This window comes from Amycolatopsis sp. NPDC003865 (assembly GCF_053605345.1).
Genome location: NZ_JBSGJA010000010.1, coordinates 108,187 through 124,624, shown reverse-complemented (window position 1 = coordinate 124,624; position 16,438 = coordinate 108,187). Strand labels below are relative to the sequence as shown.

The following is a 16,438-nucleotide window of genomic DNA, read 5'->3' as shown; positions in this document are numbered from 1 at the left end:
GATTCGCTCTCCGTGGCGACGTGGATTGGTCCGGTCCCGATCCAATCCGAACCCGGACCGGCCGCGAAGGACCGGTGTGGAGATCACGGGAGAACGCATCGCCGTCATCGGCAGCGGGGTGGCCGGGCTGACGGCGGCATACCTGCTGCAACGCAAGTACGAGGTGCTGCTCTTCGAGGCGGACGACCGCCTCGGCGGGCACGCGCACACGCACGACGTGCCGAGCTCGCACGGGGGCACGATCGGCGTGGACTCCGGCTTCATCGTCCACAACGAGCGCACCTACCCGACGCTGTTGCGGCTGTTCGCCGAGCTCGGGGTGCGCACGCGCGACACCGAGATGTCGATGAGCATCCGGTGCGACGGCTGCGGCCTGCAGTACGCCGGCGCGAAGGGGCTGTCCGGGCTGTTCGCCCAGCGCGGCAACCTCGCGCGGCCCCGCTACCTGCGGATGCTCGCGGAGGTCAAGCGGTTCCACCGGCACGCCAAACGGCTGCTGGCGGCGAACGACGCCGGCGACGTCACGCTCGGCGCGTTCCTGGCCATCGGCGGCTACACCCGCTACTTCGTCGACCACTTCATGCTGCCGCTGGTGTCGACGGTCTGGTCGGCCGACCGCAGCGACACCCTCCGCTACCCGGCGCGCTACCTGTTCGAGTTCCTGCGCAACCACGGCATGCTGAGCGTCAAGAACTCGCCGACGTGGCGGACGGTCGCCGGTGGCTCGCGCGAATACGTCGAACGCGCGGCGAAGCAGCTCACCGCCGTCCACCTGTCGACGCCGGTGCGCTCGGTGCTGCGGACCGCGGGCGGTGCCGAGGTCCGCGACGACGCCGACACCCCCCACCGCGTCGACAAGGTCGTCATCGCCACCCACGCCGACCAGGCCCTGTCCCTGCTGGCCAACCCGACCGAGGCCGAGCGCGAGGTGCTCGGCGCGTTCCGCTACTCGGCCAACGAAGCCTGGCTGCACACCGACACGAGCGTCCTGCCCTCACTGGCCGACGCGCGCGCGGGGTGGAACTACCGCGCGCCCGTCTGCGGCGCGCCGACCGGGGCGGTCCAGGTCAGCTACGACATGAACCGCCTGATGCGCCTCGACGAGCCGACCGGGTACGTCGTCACGCTCAACCCCGGCGACGGCCCCGAAAAGGAGCACCTCGTCGCGCGGATGGAGTACGAGCACCCGGTCTACACGCCGGAATCCGTTGCGGCGCAACGACGGCTGCCCGAGCTCAACGACGGCGTGCTCGCCTACGCCGGCGCCTACCACGGCTGGGGCTTCCACGAAGACGGCTGCTCGTCGGGGGCCCGCGCCGCCGAAAGCCTGGGAGTCACCTGGTGACGAACGCGCTCTACGACGCCACGGTCGCGCACGTGCGGCGGATCGACCCGCCGCACGCCTTCGCGCACCGCGTGTATCTGTGGCGGGTCGACCTGGACGACCTGCCGCGGCTGCCGCGGTGGCTGCGCCCGTTCGCCCGGTTCGACGCCCGCGACCACTTCGTCGCGGGCGATCCGCGCGGGATCCGGGAGAAGCTGGACGCGTGGCTCGCCGAACGCGGGGTCGACCTGCGCGGCGGGCGGGTCGTCATGCTCGCCGCCGCGCGCGTGCTCGGGTACGTGTTCAACCCGATCAGCGTCTACTGGTGCCACGACCCGGACGGCCGCCTCGAGTGCGTCGTCGCCGAGGTCCACAATACCTACGGCGGCCGGCACGCCTACCTGCTGCGCCCGGACGAAGCCGGGCTCGCCCGCGCGGCCAAGGAGTTCTACGTCTCGCCGTTCCAGGAGATGGACGGCGAGTACCGGATGCGGCTGCCCCGCCCGGAAGCGCTGCTCGACCTCACCGTGGCGTTGCGCCGCGGGACCTCGACCCCGTTGGTCGCTACGCTGCGGGGAGTTCGCCGCCCGGTGAACCCGCGGTGGCTGGCCCGGCTCGTCCTGGCCCGGCCGCTGCTCCCGCAGCGGGTGTCCGCGCTGATCCGCCGCCACGGCGTCGCGTTGTGGCTGCGGAAGGCCGCGGTCGTGCCGCGCACCCCGCAGACCGCCGGAGGACAGCTGCATGGATGAGCAGGCCCGCCCGCGCCCCCTGGCGCCGGTGCCCGCCGAAGTCCCGGCCGGCCCGACGGCGGAGGAGCTGATGGTCCGCGTCGCGAAGGGCGACGAGCGGGCCTTCGAGCTGCTCTACGACCAGCTCGCCGGGCCGATCTTCGGGCTCGTCCGGCGGATCGTGCGCGACGCGGCGCAGTCCGAAGAGGTCGCCCAGGAGGTGCTCGTCGAACTGTGGCGCACCGCGACGCGGTACGCCCCCGACAAGGGCTCGGCGCTGAACTGGGCGATGACCCTGGCGCACCGCCGCGCGGTCGACCGCGTCCGCTCGGCGCGCGCCAGCACCGAGCGCGAGCAGAAGGCGACCTTCGAGGCCGCCCGCGGCCGCCCGTTCGACGAGGTCGCCGAGTCCGTCACGGCGCGGCTCGAACGCTCCCAGGTGCGCCGGTGCCTGTCCTTCCTGACCGATCTGCAGCGCGAGTCCGTGCTGCTCGCCTACTACCAGGGCTATACGTATCGCGAGGTGGCCGAAGTGCTGTCGACGCCGCAGGGAACCATCAAGACGCGGCTGCGGGACGGGCTGATCCGCCTGCGGGACTGCCTGGGGGTGACCGCTTGAGCACGCCCGAAATGCACACCCTGGCCGGCGCCTTCGCCCTCGACGCGGTCAACGACGTCGAGCGCGCGGAGTTCGCCCGCCACCTCGAGCAGTGCGACTCCTGCGCGCAGGAGGTCGCCGAGCTGCGCGCGACCGCGGCCCGGCTCGGCGCGGCGATGGCCGAGGAGCCGCCGCCGGAGTTCAAGGACCGCGTGCTGGCGGCCATGCACGCCACCCGCCAGCTGCCGCCGCGGACCCGGCCCGGCCCCCACGAGCGGTCGCGCCGCTCGGCGCGGGCGCCGCGCTGGGCGGTCGTCGTGGCGGCCGCGGCCGCCGTCGTCGGGCTCGCCGCGGGCGGGGTCTTCGGCGGCATCGCGCTCACGCAGCAGCAGGAGCTGCAGTCCGCGCAGAGCCGGCTCGACCAGGCGAAGCAGCGCTACGAGCCGGTGGCGGCACTGCTGTCGGCCCCCGACGCGAAGACCGTGCACGGCGAGGCACCCATCGGCGGCGGGGTCACCGTCATCGCCTCGAAGTCGCTGGACCGCGTCATGGTGATGGACACCGGGCTGCCGTCCCAGCCGGGCGGCAAGGTCTACGAGGCCTGGCTGATCACCGGTGGGAACGCGCCGCGCTCGGCCGGGGTGATCGCCGCGTCCGACGACGGCGGCCTGGTCGTGGCCGACGGCGTCGGGCCGGTGGACCGGCTCGCGGTGAGCGTCGAGCAGGCCGGCGGTTCGCCCACCGGCGCGCCCACCGAGGTGCTCATGAGCATGCCCGCACCGGCCTGAGCGGCGCGCCATAGCAGATCGGGCCGGAGCGGTGTTCCCGGCTCCTCGCTCTTGCGCGCTCGAACGTGTTGTGGCAAAACACCTTTGCGACACACGGCGTGCCTACTGGATTAGAGCCTGCCTGGTGCCTACCGTCCTGCCTAACGTCGGCGGTTGACATAACTCTCGATCTGGGGTTGAGGTCGAGGGTTTGATCTTCGGCCGGCGGGCTGTACGGGCACAACGATCAGGAAGGCGGACTTCGATGACGCCCCCGCACAACTACCTTGCGGTGATCAAGGTGGTCGGCATCGGCGGTGGCGGCGTGAACGCCGTGAACCGCATGATCGAGGTCGGCCTCAAGGGTGTCGAGTTCATCGCGGTGAACACCGACGCACAGGCACTGCTCATGTCCGACGCCGACGTCAAGCTCGACATCGGCCGGGAACTGACCCGCGGCCTCGGCGCGGGCGCCGCCCCCGAGGTCGGCCAGAAGGCCGCCGAAGACCACCGCGAAGAGATCGAAGAGGTCATCAAGGGCGCCGACATGGTGTTCGTGACGGCCGGCGAAGGCGGCGGCACCGGCACCGGTGGCGCCCCGGTCGTGGCGCAGATCGCCCGCAAGCTGGGCGCGTTGACCATCGGCGTCGTGACCCGCCCGTTCACCTTCGAGGGCAAGCGCCGCGGCAAGCAGGCCGAAGACGGCATCCAGCAGCTGCGCAACGAGTGCGACACGCTGATCGTGATCCCGAACGACCGGCTGCTGCAGCTCGGCGACATCGGCGTGTCGCTGATGGACGCGTTCCGCTCCGCGGACGAGGTGCTGCTGTCCGGTGTCCAGGGCATCACCGACCTGATCACCACGCCGGGCCTGATCAACCTCGACTTCGCCGACGTCAAGAGCGTCATGTCCGGCGCGGGCTCCGCGCTGATGGGCATCGGGTCGGCCAGGGGAGAGGGCCGGGCCATCCAGGCGGCGGAGAAGGCGATCAACTCGCCGCTGCTGGAGGCGTCGATGGACGGCGCCCACGGTGCGCTGCTGTCCATCGCGGGCGGCTCCGACCTGGGCCTGTTCGAGATCAACGAGGCCGCGTCGCTGGTGCAGGAGTCCGCGCACCCGGACGCCAACATCATCTTCGGCACGATCATCGACGACTCCCTCGGCGACGAGGTCCGCGTCACGGTGATCGCGGCCGGGTTCGACGCGGGCGCGCCGACCCACAAGAAGCTCGACCCGCCGGCGTTCGGCTCGCGGACGTCGGGGACCACCGCGTCGGCGTCGGCCGGCCAGGTCTCGAACCCGCCGACGCCGCCGTCGGGGGCGACCCCGGTGCCGCCGGCGGGCAGCTCCGGCTACCCGGTCGCGCCGCCGCGGTCACACTCGCCGCTGCCCTCGGCCACCGGTAACCCGCCGTCGGGCGGGCTCCCGCAGCCGGGCGGCGGCTCGCGCGGCTACTCGCCGCTCGGCTCGAACGCCACGCAGGGCAGCCTGCCGGGCCGCGCGATGCCGGTGCACGACGACCCGTCCGACGACGAGGTCGACGTCCCGCCGTTCATGCGGCGCTAGCCACACCTGCTGAAGGCCACCGCCCGCGAACTAGAGTCGTGGGTGGTGGCCTTCATCGATGTTCAGGAGGATTCGTGCGGGTTCGGCGAGTGGTCACGACCAGGGCGGGCGGCGCGTCACGGCCGCCGTACGACACCTTCAACCTGGGCGACCACGTCGGCGACGACGAGGGGAACGTCTTCGCCAACCGCAAGCGGCTGGCGGGCGAGCTGGGACTCGCCGAGGACAAGCTGGCCTGGATGGAGCAGGTCCACGGCCGCACCGCGACCTTGGTGGACGGCTCGGAGACGAAGGCCGCGGAAGCGACCGACGCCCTGGTGACCGCGACCCCGGGCGTGGCGCTCGTGGTGCTGGTCGCCGACTGCGTCCCGATCCTGCTGGCCGACGCCGAGGCCGGGGTGGTCTCGGCGGTGCACGCCGGGCGTGTCGGCGCACGCGTCGGCGTCGTCCCCGCGGCCGTCGAGGCGATGCGCGAGGCGGGCGCCGAGGTGGGCCGCATCGAAGCCCTGCTCGGCCCGGCCATCTGCGGCGACTGCTACGAGGTCCCGGCCGCGATGGCCGCCGACGTCGAGAAGCACGTCCCGGGCAGCGCCTGCAAGACCCGCAAGGGCACGCCCGGCCTCGACCTGCGCGCCGGGCTCTGGCAGCAGCTCGCGGACCTGGGCGTGGGCAAGATCGGCGTCGACCCGCGGTGCACGAACGAGGACAAGACGCTCTTCAGCTACCGCCGGGACGGGACCACCGGGCGGATCGCGGGCATCACCTGGGTCGAGGAATGACCGACCGCAAGGCCGAGCTGGCCGCGAACCTCGCCGAGGTCGAAGCCCGGATCGCCGCCGCCTGCCGGGCCGCCGGACGCACCCGCGACGAGGTCAAGCTGATCGCGATCACCAAGACGTTCCCTGCGTCCGACGTCGCGCTGCTGGCCGAGCTCGGGATCACGGACGTCGGCGAGAACCGCGACCAGGAGGCCGGCCCGAAGGCCGCCGAAGTCCCCGGGCTGCGCTGGCACATGGTCGGCCGGCTCCAGCGCAACAAGGCACGGTCCGTGGTCGGGTGGGCACACGAAGTGCAGTCCCTGGATTCGGCGCGGCTCGCCGACGCGCTGGCGAAGGCGGTGCGTGCGGCTCGGGACGCCCAGATACGTGACGAACCCCTCGACGTGCTGATCCAGGCGAGCCTCGACGACGACCCGGAACGCGGCGGCTGCCCGCTGGACGAGCTCGGCGCGCTCGCCGAGCACGTCACTCACACGGGTGAACTGCGGCTTCGCGGCCTGATGGCCGTCGCACCGCTCGGCGCCGACCCCGCCGCCGCCTTCGAACGGCTCGCCCGCGCCGGTGAGAGCCTCCGCAAAGATCACCCGAATGCCGCAGACGTCTCCGCCGGGATGAGCCATGATCTCGAGCAGGCGATCACGCACGGCTCGACCTGTGTGCGTGTCGGAACCGCGTTGCTCGGTGGACGCGGTTTAGCCTCGCCGTAGGGAGCTCGTCCGGTCGTCACGTTTAGTGGTCGCCCGGGCGGGGCACTGACGGCGTGGAACATGAGTCAGTGCGGGAGCGGCTAGGGCTAGGGAGAGGCATGAGCGCGCTGCAGAAGCTGAAGGCCTACTTCGGGATGGTGCCCGCGGACGACGACGGCTACGACGACGGGGACGACTACCGGCGCGGTTACGACGACGACTACGACTCCTACGAGGAGCCGGCGCCGCGGCCGTCCCGCTCACGGTACCGCGACGTCGACGACACGTACGACGAGCCCGTCAGCCGTAGCAGGTCACGCTCCGTGGCCACAGCCGAGCCCACCGTTCACGGCGCGCTCGCGGTCGACCGGCAGCCGGAGCCCGTGGCGCGCCTGCGCCCGGTCACCGAGCCCGTCCGGCCACCGCTGCGTGATCCGCTCAGCCGGATCACGACGCTGCACCCGACGAGCTACGTCGAGGCGCGGGCGATCGGCGAGCACTACCGCGAGGGCATCCCGGTGATCATCAACCTCACCGAGATGGAGAACGCGGACGCCAAGCGGCTCGTCGACTTCGCCGCCGGGCTCGCGTTCGCGCTCCGCGGGTCGATGGACAAGGTCACCAACAAGGTGTTCCTTCTCTCACCGCCCGATGTGGACGTGACGGCGGAAGACCGCCGGCGGATTGCCGAAGGCGGATTGTTCCTGCGCGGCTGAAGTCGCGGTTACCGCTGAGCGCAAGCAGACGTGATTTTGTCGACCCGATGCGGCGTCGACCCCCTCAGGCAGCGTCTTCTGCGGGGATGCATGGTTAGAGTAGGTGCGTGGAAGCTGTGTGGCTGGTCGTCTGGTACGTGCTGTTCGCCTTCTGGCTGCTGCTGACGGCGCGGATCGTGATCGAACTCGTCCGGACCTTCGCGCGTGAGTGGCATCCGGCCGGGGGGGTTGCGGTGACGCTCGAGACCATCTACACAGTGACGGACCCGCCGGTTCGGCTGTTCAGGCGAATCATTCCGATGGTTCGAATCGGCGGCGTCGGACTGGACTTGTCGATTATGGTTCTGCTGCTGGTTGTGTTCTTCGCGATGCAACTGGCGACTCCAAGTTGATCGGGGAAGAACTTGGATGGACCTGCAGGCCATGGAGTGCGTGAGGTGATCTGATGTCGTTGACCCCCGCTGACGTGCACAACGTCGCGTTCAGCAAGCCGCCCATCGGCAAGAGGGGCTACAACGAGGACGAGGTGGACGCGTTCCTCGACCTGGTGGAGACCGAGCTGGCCCGCTTGATCGAGGACAACAACGAGCTGCGCCAGCAGATGGAGCAGCTCGACGCCGAGCTCGAGTCGACTCGTTCCGAGCTCGAGAACGCCAAGGCGAACGTCGGCGCGCCCCCGATGCGCGAAGAGCCGTCCCGGCGCCTCGCGCCGGTGCCGCCGCCGCAGTCCGCCATGGAGCAGACCCAGGCGCACTCGATGGTCGGCGACAGCGCCGAGCCGAACGTGCAGGCCGCCAAGGTCCTGGGCCTGGCCCAGGAGATGGCCGACCGGCTGACCGCCGAGGCGAAGACCGAGTCCGACGGGATGCTGGCCGAGGCCCGCACCAAGTCCGAGCAGCTGCTCTCGGACGCCCGGGCGAAGTCCGACTCGATGGTCAACGAAGCCCGTACCCGCGTCGACACGATGCTGAACGACGCGCGGACCCGGGCCGAGACCCTGGAGCGCCAGGCGCGCGACAAGGCGACCACGCTGGAGCGCGAGTCCCAGCGGAAGTACACCGAGACGATGAACAGCCTCAACGCCGAGAAGGGCGGGCTGGGCAAGAAGATCGAAGAGCTGCGCACGATCGAGCGGGAGTACCGCACGCGGTTGCGCGGGTTCCTCGAGTCGCAGCTGCGCGAGCTCGACGACCGCGGCTCCGCGGCCCCGGCGTCGGCCTCGTCCGGCTCCGGCCAGTCGTCCGGTTCGTCCAGCGGCGGCCAGGGCTACTCGTTCGGCCCGCGGGCCGAAGCCGGCTGAGTTTCGTCCCGAACCTGCCCCGCCGACCCGGTCGGCGGGGCAGGCCACGGTTCGGAGTCGATCCGGTACCGCACGTGGGCGGGTCGGCCGACGATCTTGCCCTGTTCGTGCTGTAATTCAGCGTGCTTTACATCGTGCTGGTACTGGTACTGGCGGCTCTGGGGTTGCTCGTCACCGCGCTCATCACGGCGTCTTCGCTGTGGGCGTGGGTTTCCATCGGCCTCTCGGTGCTGGCGGGGCTGATCCTCGTCGCCGACTGGCTGCGCCGCCGTCGCCGGTCCACGGCGTCGACGCCGGCCGAACCCGAGCCGGCTCCCGCCGACGAACCCGAACCCGCCGCGGCCGAGCCCGCGGAGAAGCCGGCCGAGGAAGAGCAGACGGTCCTCATCCCGGCGGCCGGTGACCTGGGTGACCCGGCCGACACGCCCGAGCCCGAGCCCGAGCCCGAGGCCGAACCGGCTCCGGCGGAGGAACCGGCCGAGGCCGAAGCGGAGACCGGCGCCGAAGGCGAGCCGGGCGAAGAAGAGACACCGGCGGCCGACGTCGCCGTCCTGGACGACCTCGAGGACGAGGTCGTCGTGGTCGACGAACACCCCCGGTACCACCTGAGAACGTGCATCTGGCTGGGCAGCCGCGACACGATCCCGATCGGCGTCGGCGAAGCCCGCCAGCTCGGCTTCACCCCGTGCGACCGCTGCAGTCCCGACGCGACGCTGGTGGCCGCGCACCGCTAAACGGCAAGATCTCCCAGGCCGAGGTGGGCCGCCAGGGCCCGGGTTCCTTCCGGTGTCAGCCGGAGCGCCCGATGTGCTCGCCCGCGCCGTCGCACCCAGCCCGCGTCCACGAACCGCGTCGCGACCGCCGCGCCCAGCGCGCCCGCCAGGTGGTGGCGCTGCTCGCTCCAGTCCAGGCAGAACCTCAGCAGCGGACGACGTCCCGCCGCCACCGCGGCCAGGTCCACCCCCAGCTTGCCGAACACCGCCTCCGCCGCCGGGCCCAGCGTGTAGGGGTGTTCCCGCAGCGGAGCCGAAATCCGGTCACCCGGACGCCGTCGCGTGTCCGCGGCGCCGGACAGCGCCCGCCGGTCGAGCAACGCCGACGTCACCGCCACCCCGAGCCGGCCGGCCAGGTGGTCGTAGCACGTCCGGGCCGTCCGCAACGCCTCCGCGCGCGTCCCCTCGCGCAACGACGACACCGGTCGTGACGGCGAGAACCGCGCCAGCGTCTCCATCAGCTCCGCGGTGTCCGGGCCGGCCAGCCGGTAGAACCGGTGCCGCCCCGACTTCTCCGCGACGACCAGCCCGGCGTCCCGCAGCTTGGCCAGGTGCGCGCTGGCGCCCTGCGCGGACAGCCGGGCCTCGGCCGCCAGCACGGACGCCGCCAGCGCCCGGCCGTCGGCCAGCGCGAGCAGCACGCGGACCCGCGCCGGGTCCGCGAACAGCGCGGCGGTGCGGGCGATGTCGGCGTCGCCTTCCACCACCCCAGGATGCCCCCGGCACACTTCCACCGCGACGGAAGCGTCCGCGCGGTCTGCTGGGGACATGCTCCTGCTGACCATGTGCGCCGGGATGTTCCTGGTGCAGCTGGACGTCACGGTCGTCAACGTCGCCCTGCCCGCCATCGGCACCGGCCTCGGCGCGGACCTCGCCGCGCTGCAGTGGGTGGTCGACGGCTACGCGGTCGTCCTGGCCGCCCTGCTGCTCACCGGCGGCGCCCTCGGCGACGTCATCGGGCACCGCCGGGTCGTCGTGGCGGGCTTCGCGCTGTTCGGTGCGGCGTCGGCCGCGTGCGGGCTCGCCGGGTCGGCACCGTGGCTCGTCGCCGCGCGGGCCGGCCAGGGCCTGGGTGCCGCGCTGCTGCTGCCGGGCACACTGGCCGTGATCACGAACGCCCACCCGGGCCACGCCGAGCGCGCGCGAGCCTTCGGGATCTGGGCCGGGGTGTCGGCGCTGGCGCTGGCGGCGGGCCCGGTGCTCGGCGGCGCGATCGTCGCGGCGGCGGGCTGGCGGCCGGTGTTCTGGCTCAACGTCCCGATCGTGGCGGCGGCCGTCTTCGCGACCCGGCGGCTCGTGCCGCGCGGCGGCCGCGGGCCGGGGCGGGTCGACGTCGCGGGCATCGCGGCGGCGGCGCCCGCGCTCGGGGCCGGGGTCTACGCGGTCATCGGCGGGAGCGTGCTCGCCGGGGTGCTCGCGGTCGTCCTGCTGGGGGTGTTCCTGGTCGTCGAACGCCGGTCGGCGCACCCGATGCTGCCGCCGGCCGTCGCCCGGCGGACGGCGGCCGCCAACTTCGTCGCGGCGGCGATGAACTTCGTCGGCATCGGCACGATCCTCGTGCTGACGCTGTACCTGCAGGGCGCGCGGCACGCATCGCCGTTCGAAGCCTGCCTGGAAGTGCTGCCGCTGTTCCTCCCGCTGTCGCTGCTGGCCCCGGTCGCGGGCCGGCTGACCGGCCGGTTCGGCCCGCGGCCCCTGATGGTCGCCGGGCTGGCGCTGGGCGCGCTCGGGATGCTGAACCTGCTGCTGGTGAACGGAAACAGCGGCTACCCGGCGCTGGTGCCGACGTTGCTCGGGCTCGGCACCGGGATGGGCGTGCTGACGACGGCGGTCGTGACCGCCGCGCTCGCCGGGGTCCCGGCGGGGCGCGCGGGCGTCGCCAGTGGCATCAACAACACGGCCCGCCAAGCCGGTGGCGCGTTCGGGGTGGCCGTGCTCGGCGCGGGCGGGCCGCACCGGGCGGGCCTGATCGCCGCGGTGCTGTGGCTGGTCGCGATCGGCGTGACGCTGGCGTGGGTACGTGCCCCTCGTGACAACCCGGTTGCGCGGGCCGGTTAACCTGGTACCAGCAAGGCGTCGATCCGGCCATCACCGGGGAGCCTCCGGAAGAACCGAGCTTCACGGCTCTCAGTAGAACCGGACGGGTGCGGCCCGTGACAGCCGTTCAACGAGCGGCCCGCTCCGGCGGGCAAGCGGGGTGGTACCGCGGTGCGCCGCCAGGCGTTTCGTCCCCGTGTGGGTGACCGGGAGCCGGTCGTCCGTACGAGAGCGACGAACCGAGGAGCACCGGGATGTACCCCCAGGCCCAACTGGACGACGGCGAGGGCGTTCCGTCGCAGCCGTCCTTCCCCGCGCTGGAGAAGCAGGTCCTCGCCTACTGGGAGACGGACCGGACGTTCCAGGCGACCATCGACGCCCGCCCGGCCGGCGAGCACGGCGACAACGAGTACGTCTTCTACGACGGCCCGCCCTTCGCCAACGGCCTGCCGCACTACGGTCACCTGCTCACCGGGTACGTCAAGGACCTGGTGCCGCGGTACCAGACCATGAAGGGCCGCAAGGTCGAGCGCCGCTTCGGCTGGGACACCCACGGCCTGCCCGCCGAGCTCGAAGCCATGCGCCAGCTCGGGATCACGGAGAAGTCCGAGATCGAAGAGATGGGCATCGCGAAGTTCAACGAGGCTTCGCGCGAGTCCGTGCTGCGCTACACGAACGAGTGGCGCGAGTACGTCACCCGCCAGGCCCGCTGGGTCGACTTCGACAACGACTACAAGACGCTCGACGTCACGTACATGGAGTCGGTGCTCTGGGCGTTCAAGCGCCTGTGGGACAAGGGACTCGTCTACGAGGGCTACCGCGTCCTGCCCTACTGCTGGCGCGACGAGACGCCGCTGTCCAACCACGAGCTGCGGATGGACGACGACGTCTACCAGAACCGGCAGGACCCGGCCGTCACGGTCGGGTTCCGCTTGCAGGACAACGGGAACGACCTCGACGGGACCTACCTCCTGATCTGGACGACGACGCCGTGGACGCTGCCGTCGAACCTCGCCACGGCCGTCCACCCCGAGGTGGCCTACGTAGTCGTCGAGAGCGAGAACTTCCCGGGCAAGCGGTTCCTGCTCGCCGAAGCGCGCGTCGCCGCGTACGCGCGTGAACTCGGCGAAGAGCCGACGGTCGTCGCGCACTACACCGGCACCGAGCTGCTCGGAACCCGTTACGCGCCACCGTTCCCGTACTTCACCGGCACCGAGAACGCGCACCGCGTGCTGGCCGCGGACTACGTCACCACCGAAGACGGCACCGGCGTCGTGCACATCGCGCCCGCCTACGGTGAAGAGGACAAGGTCGTCACCGACGCCGCCGGCATCACGCCGGTGACGCCGGTCGACGCGCAGGGCAAGTTCGATGCCACCGTGCCGGACTACGCCGGGCAGCAGGTGTTCGACGCCAACCCGAACATCATCCGCGACCTCAAGAACGGCACGGGTTCCGCGGCCGAGCAGGGCGCGTTGCTGCTGCGCCACGAGACCTACGACCACCCGTACCCGCACTGCTGGCGCTGCCGCAACCCGCTGATCTACCGCGCGGTGTCGTCGTGGTTCGTCGCGGTGACGCAGTTCAAGGACCGGATGGTCGAGCTCAACCAGCAGATCACCTGGTACCCGGAGAACGTCAAGGACGGCCAGTTCGGCAAGTGGCTGGAGAACGCGCGCGACTGGTCGGTCTCGCGCAACCGCTACTTCGGCACGCCGATCCCGGTGTGGCAGTCGGACGACCCGGCGTACCCGCGCACCGACGTCTACGGCTCGCTCGACGAGCTGGAGGCGGACTTCGGCGTGCGGCTGGACAACCTGCACCGGCCGTTCATCGACGAGCTGACCCGGCCGAACCCGGACGACCCGACCGGGAAGTCGACGATGCGCCGCGTGCCGGACGTCCTGGACGTCTGGTTCGACTCCGGATCGATGCCCTACGCCCAGGTGCACTACCCGTTCGAGAACGCCGACTGGTTCGAGCACCACTACCCGAGCGACTTCATCGTCGAGTACATCGGGCAGACCCGCGGCTGGTTCTACCTGCTGCACGTGCTCGCGACGGCGCTGTTCGACCGGCCGGCGTTCCGCGCCTGCGTGTCGCACGGCATCGTGCTGGGCTCGGACGGCGCGAAGATGTCCAAGTCGCTGCGCAACTACCCGGACGTCAACGAGGTCTTCGAGCGCGACGGCTCCGACGCCATGCGCTGGTACCTGATGGCGAGCCCGATCCTGCGCGGCGGCAACCTGGTCGTCACCGACAAGGGCATCCGCGACGCCGTCCGCCAGGCCGTGCTGCCGCTGTGGAACTCGTACTACTTCCTCGCGCTGTACGCGAACGCCGAAGGCGTGGAAGGCAAGTGGCGCACGGATTCGCCGAACGTGCTCGACCGGTACGTCCTGGCGAAGACGCACGAGCTGGTCACCGACGTCGAGTACGCGATGGACCACTACGACGTCGCCGGCGCGTGCCAGACCGTCCGGGACTTCCTCGAGGTCCTGACGAACTGGTACGTGCGCCGCTCGCGGGACCGCTTCTGGGCCGGCGACCAGGACGCGATCGACACGCTGCACACCGTGCTGGAGGTGACTTCGCGGGTCGCGGCGCCGCTGCTGCCGCTGACCACCGAGGTCGTCTGGCGCGGCCTGACCGGCGGCCGCTCGGTGCACCTGACCGACTGGCCGAACGCGAACGACCTGCCCGCGGACGCGGCGCTGGTCACCGCGATGGACCGGGTGCGGCAGGTGGCGTCGTCGGCGCTGTCGCTGCGCAAGGCGAACAAGCTGCGCGTGCGGCTGCCGCTGTCGTCGCTGGTCGTGGCGGCCGAGGACGCCGAGTCGCTGGCGCCCTTCGCCGACATCCTGCGCGACGAGGTGAACGTCAAGGCGGTCGAGCTGACCACCGACGTCGCCGCGCACGGCGGGTTCGAGGTCGCGGTCAACGCCCGTGCGGCGGGCCCGCGGCTGGGCAAGGACGTCCAGACCGTGATCAAGGCCGTCAAGGCGGGCGACTGGTCGTTCCAGGGCGGCGCCGTGGTCGCGGCCGGCCTCACGCTGCGGGAAGGCGAGTTCGAGCGGCGGCTGGTCGCCAAGGGCGGCGGCGCGGCGGCCGAGCTGCCCGGCGGGTCCGGGCTGGTCCTCGTCGACACCGAGGTGACGCCGGAGCTGGCGGCCGAAGGCGTGGTCCGCGACCTGATCCGGGTCGTGCAGCAGGCCCGCCGCGACGCCGGGCTGGACGTCGCCGACCGGATCGCGCTCACCGTGGACGCGCCCGGCGACGTCGTCGAGGCGGCCCGGGTGCACGAGCAGTTCCTGGCTTCGGAGACCCTCTCCACGTCGGTGACCTACGGCTCGGTGGCCGACGGCTCCGCCGGGACGGTCGGCGACGGCACGAAGGTCACGGTCGCGGTCGAAAAGGCCTGACTTGTCGGGGGTGGCCGGTAAGGTGAGCGCCTGACCGGCCACCCCGACGCTTCGTGGGCGGCTTCCTTGGGGGAGGGGATCGCGGAAATGAGTCCTGCCAGAAGACGCGGCATCCTGATCGGCGGCGCGCTGCTCGTCGTGGTGGTGGTCGTCGCGGCGTTCTTCGTGCTGAACGGCGGGTCGGCGCCCGAGGCGGAAGCCGGCGCGACGAGCGTCGAGAGCCCGGGCGCGGCCGACCCGCACTCGGCGATCACGGAGTACCTGCAGGACGTGGCCGAGAACAACCCGGACGCCGCGGCCAGGCTGACCGACGCCGCGCCCGCGGCCGGGGTGGCGCTGCGGGACGCGCGGAACACGCTGAACCCGAGGTCGGTCGTGGCCAAGCTGACCGTGCTCCAGCCGACCCCGGCCGGGGCGAAGCGGACCGGCGGCACGTTCAGCGTGTCGTGGGCGTTGAAGCCGGGCAACTGGACCTACGACGTGCCGTTCGAGCTGACCCAGGCCGACGGGAAGTGGCTCGTGCACTGGGCGCCGTCGCTGCTGCACCCGAAGCTGGAGGCGGGCCAGCGGCTGGTGGTCAGCACCGCGGTGCAGGACACGACGGCGGTCGCCGACCGCGACGGCAAGCCGCTGCTGATCAACGGGGCCGGCGGCCTGCGCGTGGTCGACGGCGACCCGGCGCCGCTGCTGAAGTCGGCGCTCGGCGGGCAGGTCACGGCGGCGAGCGGGAGCGGCTTCGCCGTCCAGCGCGTCGACACCAGCGGGAAGAGCGTGGAGACGCTGTTCGGGAAGGCCGACGGCGAGGCGAAGGCGCTGACGTCGAGCCTGAGCCTGTCCGCGCAGAACTCCGCGCAGGCCGCGGTGGACAGCTTCAAGGGCTCGGCCATGATGGTCGCCATCGACACCGGCTCGGGCGACATCCTGGCCGTCGCGCAGAACTCGGCCGCCGGGAACCAGCCGAAGGCGCTGCACGGCTTGTACGAGCCCGGTTCGTCGTTCAAGATCGCGACTTCGGTCGCCGCGATCCAGCAGAGCGGCCTGAACGCGCAGTCGCCGGTCGACTGCCCCGGCGTCGCGACGGTCGGGACGCGGACGGTCAAGAACGAGGGCTTCGAGCTGGGCGCGACGAACCTGCAGACGGCGTTCGCGCGCTCCTGCAACACGACGTTCGGGCAGCTGGCGCTGGACCTGCCGGCCGACGGGCTGGTGAAGGCCGCGAACGAGCTGGGCCTCAACGCCGACTACGAGATCCCGGGGATCGACACCGAGCTGGGCAAGGTCGAGCCGGCGGCGAGCAAGGACGAGCAGGTCGAGGACGGGTTCGGCCAGGGCCGGATCCAGGCGAGCTGCCTCGGGGGAGCGGTGATGGCGGCGACGGTCGCGTCCGGCAAGGCCATCACGCCGCGCCTGTGGCACGACCTCGACACGACGGTCGTCAAGGGCTACTCGCCGCCGCCCGCGGCGGTGCTCGCCCAGGTGCGGAAGATGATGCGGGCCGTCGTGACCAGCGGGACCGGTCGCGGCGCCGGCGTCGCGGGGGAGGTCTACGGCAAGACCGGCACCGCGCAGTTCGGCGACGGCTCGGACGCCACGGGCTGGTTCGTCGGGTACCGGGGGAACGTGGCCTTCGCGGTGCTCCTGGAGGAGTCCAACGACTCGGGCCCGGCGGTCACCCTGGCGGCGAAGTTCCTGAAGGGCATCTGACGCTTCGGCCGCGGACGAAGTGCTGCCGCCGTAGCGT

At 72.0% G+C, this 16,438-nt stretch carries 15 protein-coding genes; 14 read left to right on the top strand and 1 reads right to left on the bottom strand.

Annotated elements, in window-relative coordinates; genetic code table 11:
• Window positions 1-76 precede the first annotated feature (76 nt).
• The 11 genes from ACWEVP_RS24095 to ACWEVP_RS24045 all read left to right on the top strand — a co-directional run bounded on the left by ACWEVP_RS24095 (window position 77) and on the right by ACWEVP_RS24045 (window position 9,199).
• Window positions 77-1,345, top strand: a complete 1,269-nt coding sequence (locus ACWEVP_RS24095) for an NAD(P)/FAD-dependent oxidoreductase (RefSeq protein ID WP_452064817.1) — start codon at window positions 77-79, stop codon at window positions 1,343-1,345.
• Window positions 1,339-2,073, top strand: coding sequence for a DUF1365 domain-containing protein (locus tag ACWEVP_RS24090; protein ID WP_452064976.1), 735 nt, complete (start codon window positions 1,339-1,341; stop codon window positions 2,071-2,073). Before ACWEVP_RS24095 ends, ACWEVP_RS24090 begins: the two co-directional genes overlap by 7 nt.
• A complete protein-coding gene (gene sigK / locus ACWEVP_RS24085; protein ID WP_452064816.1) occupies window positions 2,066-2,671 on the top strand; it encodes an ECF RNA polymerase sigma factor SigK in 606 nt (201 codons plus the stop codon). The genes ACWEVP_RS24090 and sigK overlap by 8 nt, the downstream gene beginning before the upstream one ends.
• Window positions 2,668-3,438 carry an anti-sigma factor gene (locus tag ACWEVP_RS24080; protein WP_452064815.1) on the top strand — a complete coding sequence of 257 codons (771 nt, stop codon included), beginning with the start codon at window positions 2,668-2,670 and terminating at the stop codon, window positions 3,436-3,438. The genes sigK and ACWEVP_RS24080 overlap by 4 nt, the downstream gene beginning before the upstream one ends.
• A 244-nt stretch (window positions 3,439-3,682) precedes the next feature.
• Window positions 3,683-4,984 (top strand): cell division protein FtsZ, encoded by a 1,302-nt coding sequence (gene ftsZ / locus ACWEVP_RS24075; protein WP_452064814.1) that lies wholly within the window; start codon window positions 3,683-3,685, stop codon window positions 4,982-4,984.
• Window positions 4,985-5,058: 74 nt separating this feature from the next.
• Entirely contained in the window at window positions 5,059-5,763 is a 705-nt protein-coding gene (gene pgeF, locus ACWEVP_RS24070; protein WP_452064813.1) for a peptidoglycan editing factor PgeF, read from the top strand.
• On the top strand, window positions 5,760-6,470 hold the full coding sequence (locus ACWEVP_RS24065) for a YggS family pyridoxal phosphate-dependent enzyme (RefSeq protein ID WP_452064812.1): 711 nt from the start codon (window positions 5,760-5,762) through the stop codon (window positions 6,468-6,470). The genes pgeF and ACWEVP_RS24065 overlap by 4 nt, the downstream gene beginning before the upstream one ends.
• Window positions 6,471-6,568: 98 nt before the next feature.
• Window positions 6,569-7,165, top strand: coding sequence for a cell division protein SepF (locus tag ACWEVP_RS24060; protein WP_452064811.1), 597 nt, complete (start codon window positions 6,569-6,571; stop codon window positions 7,163-7,165).
• Window positions 7,166-7,281: 116 nt separating this feature from the next.
• A complete protein-coding gene (locus ACWEVP_RS24055) occupies window positions 7,282-7,557 on the top strand; it encodes a YggT family protein (RefSeq protein ID WP_072477845.1) in 276 nt (91 codons plus the stop codon).
• A 53-nt stretch (window positions 7,558-7,610) separates the two neighbouring features.
• Entirely contained in the window at window positions 7,611-8,465 is an 855-nt protein-coding gene (gene wag31, locus ACWEVP_RS24050; RefSeq protein WP_372666975.1) for a DivIVA-like cell division protein Wag31, read from the top strand.
• Window positions 8,466-8,587: 122 nt separating this feature from the next.
• A complete protein-coding gene (locus tag ACWEVP_RS24045; RefSeq protein WP_452064810.1) occupies window positions 8,588-9,199 on the top strand; it encodes a hypothetical protein in 612 nt (203 codons plus the stop codon).
• Here the strand turns inward: ACWEVP_RS24045 and ACWEVP_RS24040 are convergent.
• The gene (locus ACWEVP_RS24040; RefSeq protein ID WP_452064809.1) at window positions 9,196-9,942 is read right to left on the bottom strand and encodes an ArsR/SmtB family transcription factor; all 747 of its coding nucleotides are present in this window, start codon (window positions 9,940-9,942) and stop codon (window positions 9,196-9,198) included. The two genes, ACWEVP_RS24045 and ACWEVP_RS24040, sit on opposite strands and share 4 nt — an antisense overlap.
• Window positions 9,943-10,006: 64 nt before the next feature.
• Between ACWEVP_RS24040 and ACWEVP_RS24035 the strand changes: the two genes are divergently transcribed.
• From ACWEVP_RS24035 to ACWEVP_RS24025, 3 genes are all read left to right on the top strand, one after another.
• Window positions 10,007-11,296 carry an MFS transporter gene (locus ACWEVP_RS24035; RefSeq protein WP_452064808.1) on the top strand — a complete coding sequence of 430 codons (1,290 nt, stop codon included), beginning with the start codon at window positions 10,007-10,009 and terminating at the stop codon, window positions 11,294-11,296.
• Window positions 11,297-11,529: 233 nt separating this feature from the next.
• On the top strand, window positions 11,530-14,697 hold the full coding sequence (ileS, locus tag ACWEVP_RS24030) for an isoleucine--tRNA ligase (RefSeq protein WP_452064807.1): 3,168 nt from the start codon (window positions 11,530-11,532) through the stop codon (window positions 14,695-14,697).
• Window positions 14,698-14,784: 87 nt separating this feature from the next.
• On the top strand, window positions 14,785-16,401 hold the full coding sequence (locus tag ACWEVP_RS24025) for a penicillin-binding transpeptidase domain-containing protein (RefSeq protein ID WP_452064806.1): 1,617 nt from the start codon (window positions 14,785-14,787) through the stop codon (window positions 16,399-16,401).
• Window positions 16,402-16,438: the final 37 nt, after the last annotated feature.

Coding starts and splice junctions, on each gene's coding strand:
- ACWEVP_RS24035 (WP_452064808.1), top strand. CDS start 10,007: ATGCTCCTGCTGACCATGTGCGCCGGGATGTTCCTGGTGCAGCTGGAC.
- ACWEVP_RS24065 (WP_452064812.1), top strand. CDS start 5,760: ATGACCGACCGCAAGGCCGAGCTGGCCGCGAACCTCGCCGAGGTCGAA.
- ACWEVP_RS24025 (WP_452064806.1), top strand. CDS start 14,785: ATGAGTCCTGCCAGAAGACGCGGCATCCTGATCGGCGGCGCGCTGCTC.
- ftsZ (WP_452064814.1), top strand. CDS start 3,683: ATGACGCCCCCGCACAACTACCTTGCGGTGATCAAGGTGGTCGGCATC.
- wag31 (WP_372666975.1), top strand. CDS start 7,611: ATGTCGTTGACCCCCGCTGACGTGCACAACGTCGCGTTCAGCAAGCCG.
- sigK (WP_452064816.1), top strand. CDS start 2,066: ATGGATGAGCAGGCCCGCCCGCGCCCCCTGGCGCCGGTGCCCGCCGAA.
- ileS (WP_452064807.1), top strand. CDS start 11,530: ATGTACCCCCAGGCCCAACTGGACGACGGCGAGGGCGTTCCGTCGCAG.
- ACWEVP_RS24060 (WP_452064811.1), top strand. CDS start 6,569: ATGAGCGCGCTGCAGAAGCTGAAGGCCTACTTCGGGATGGTGCCCGCG.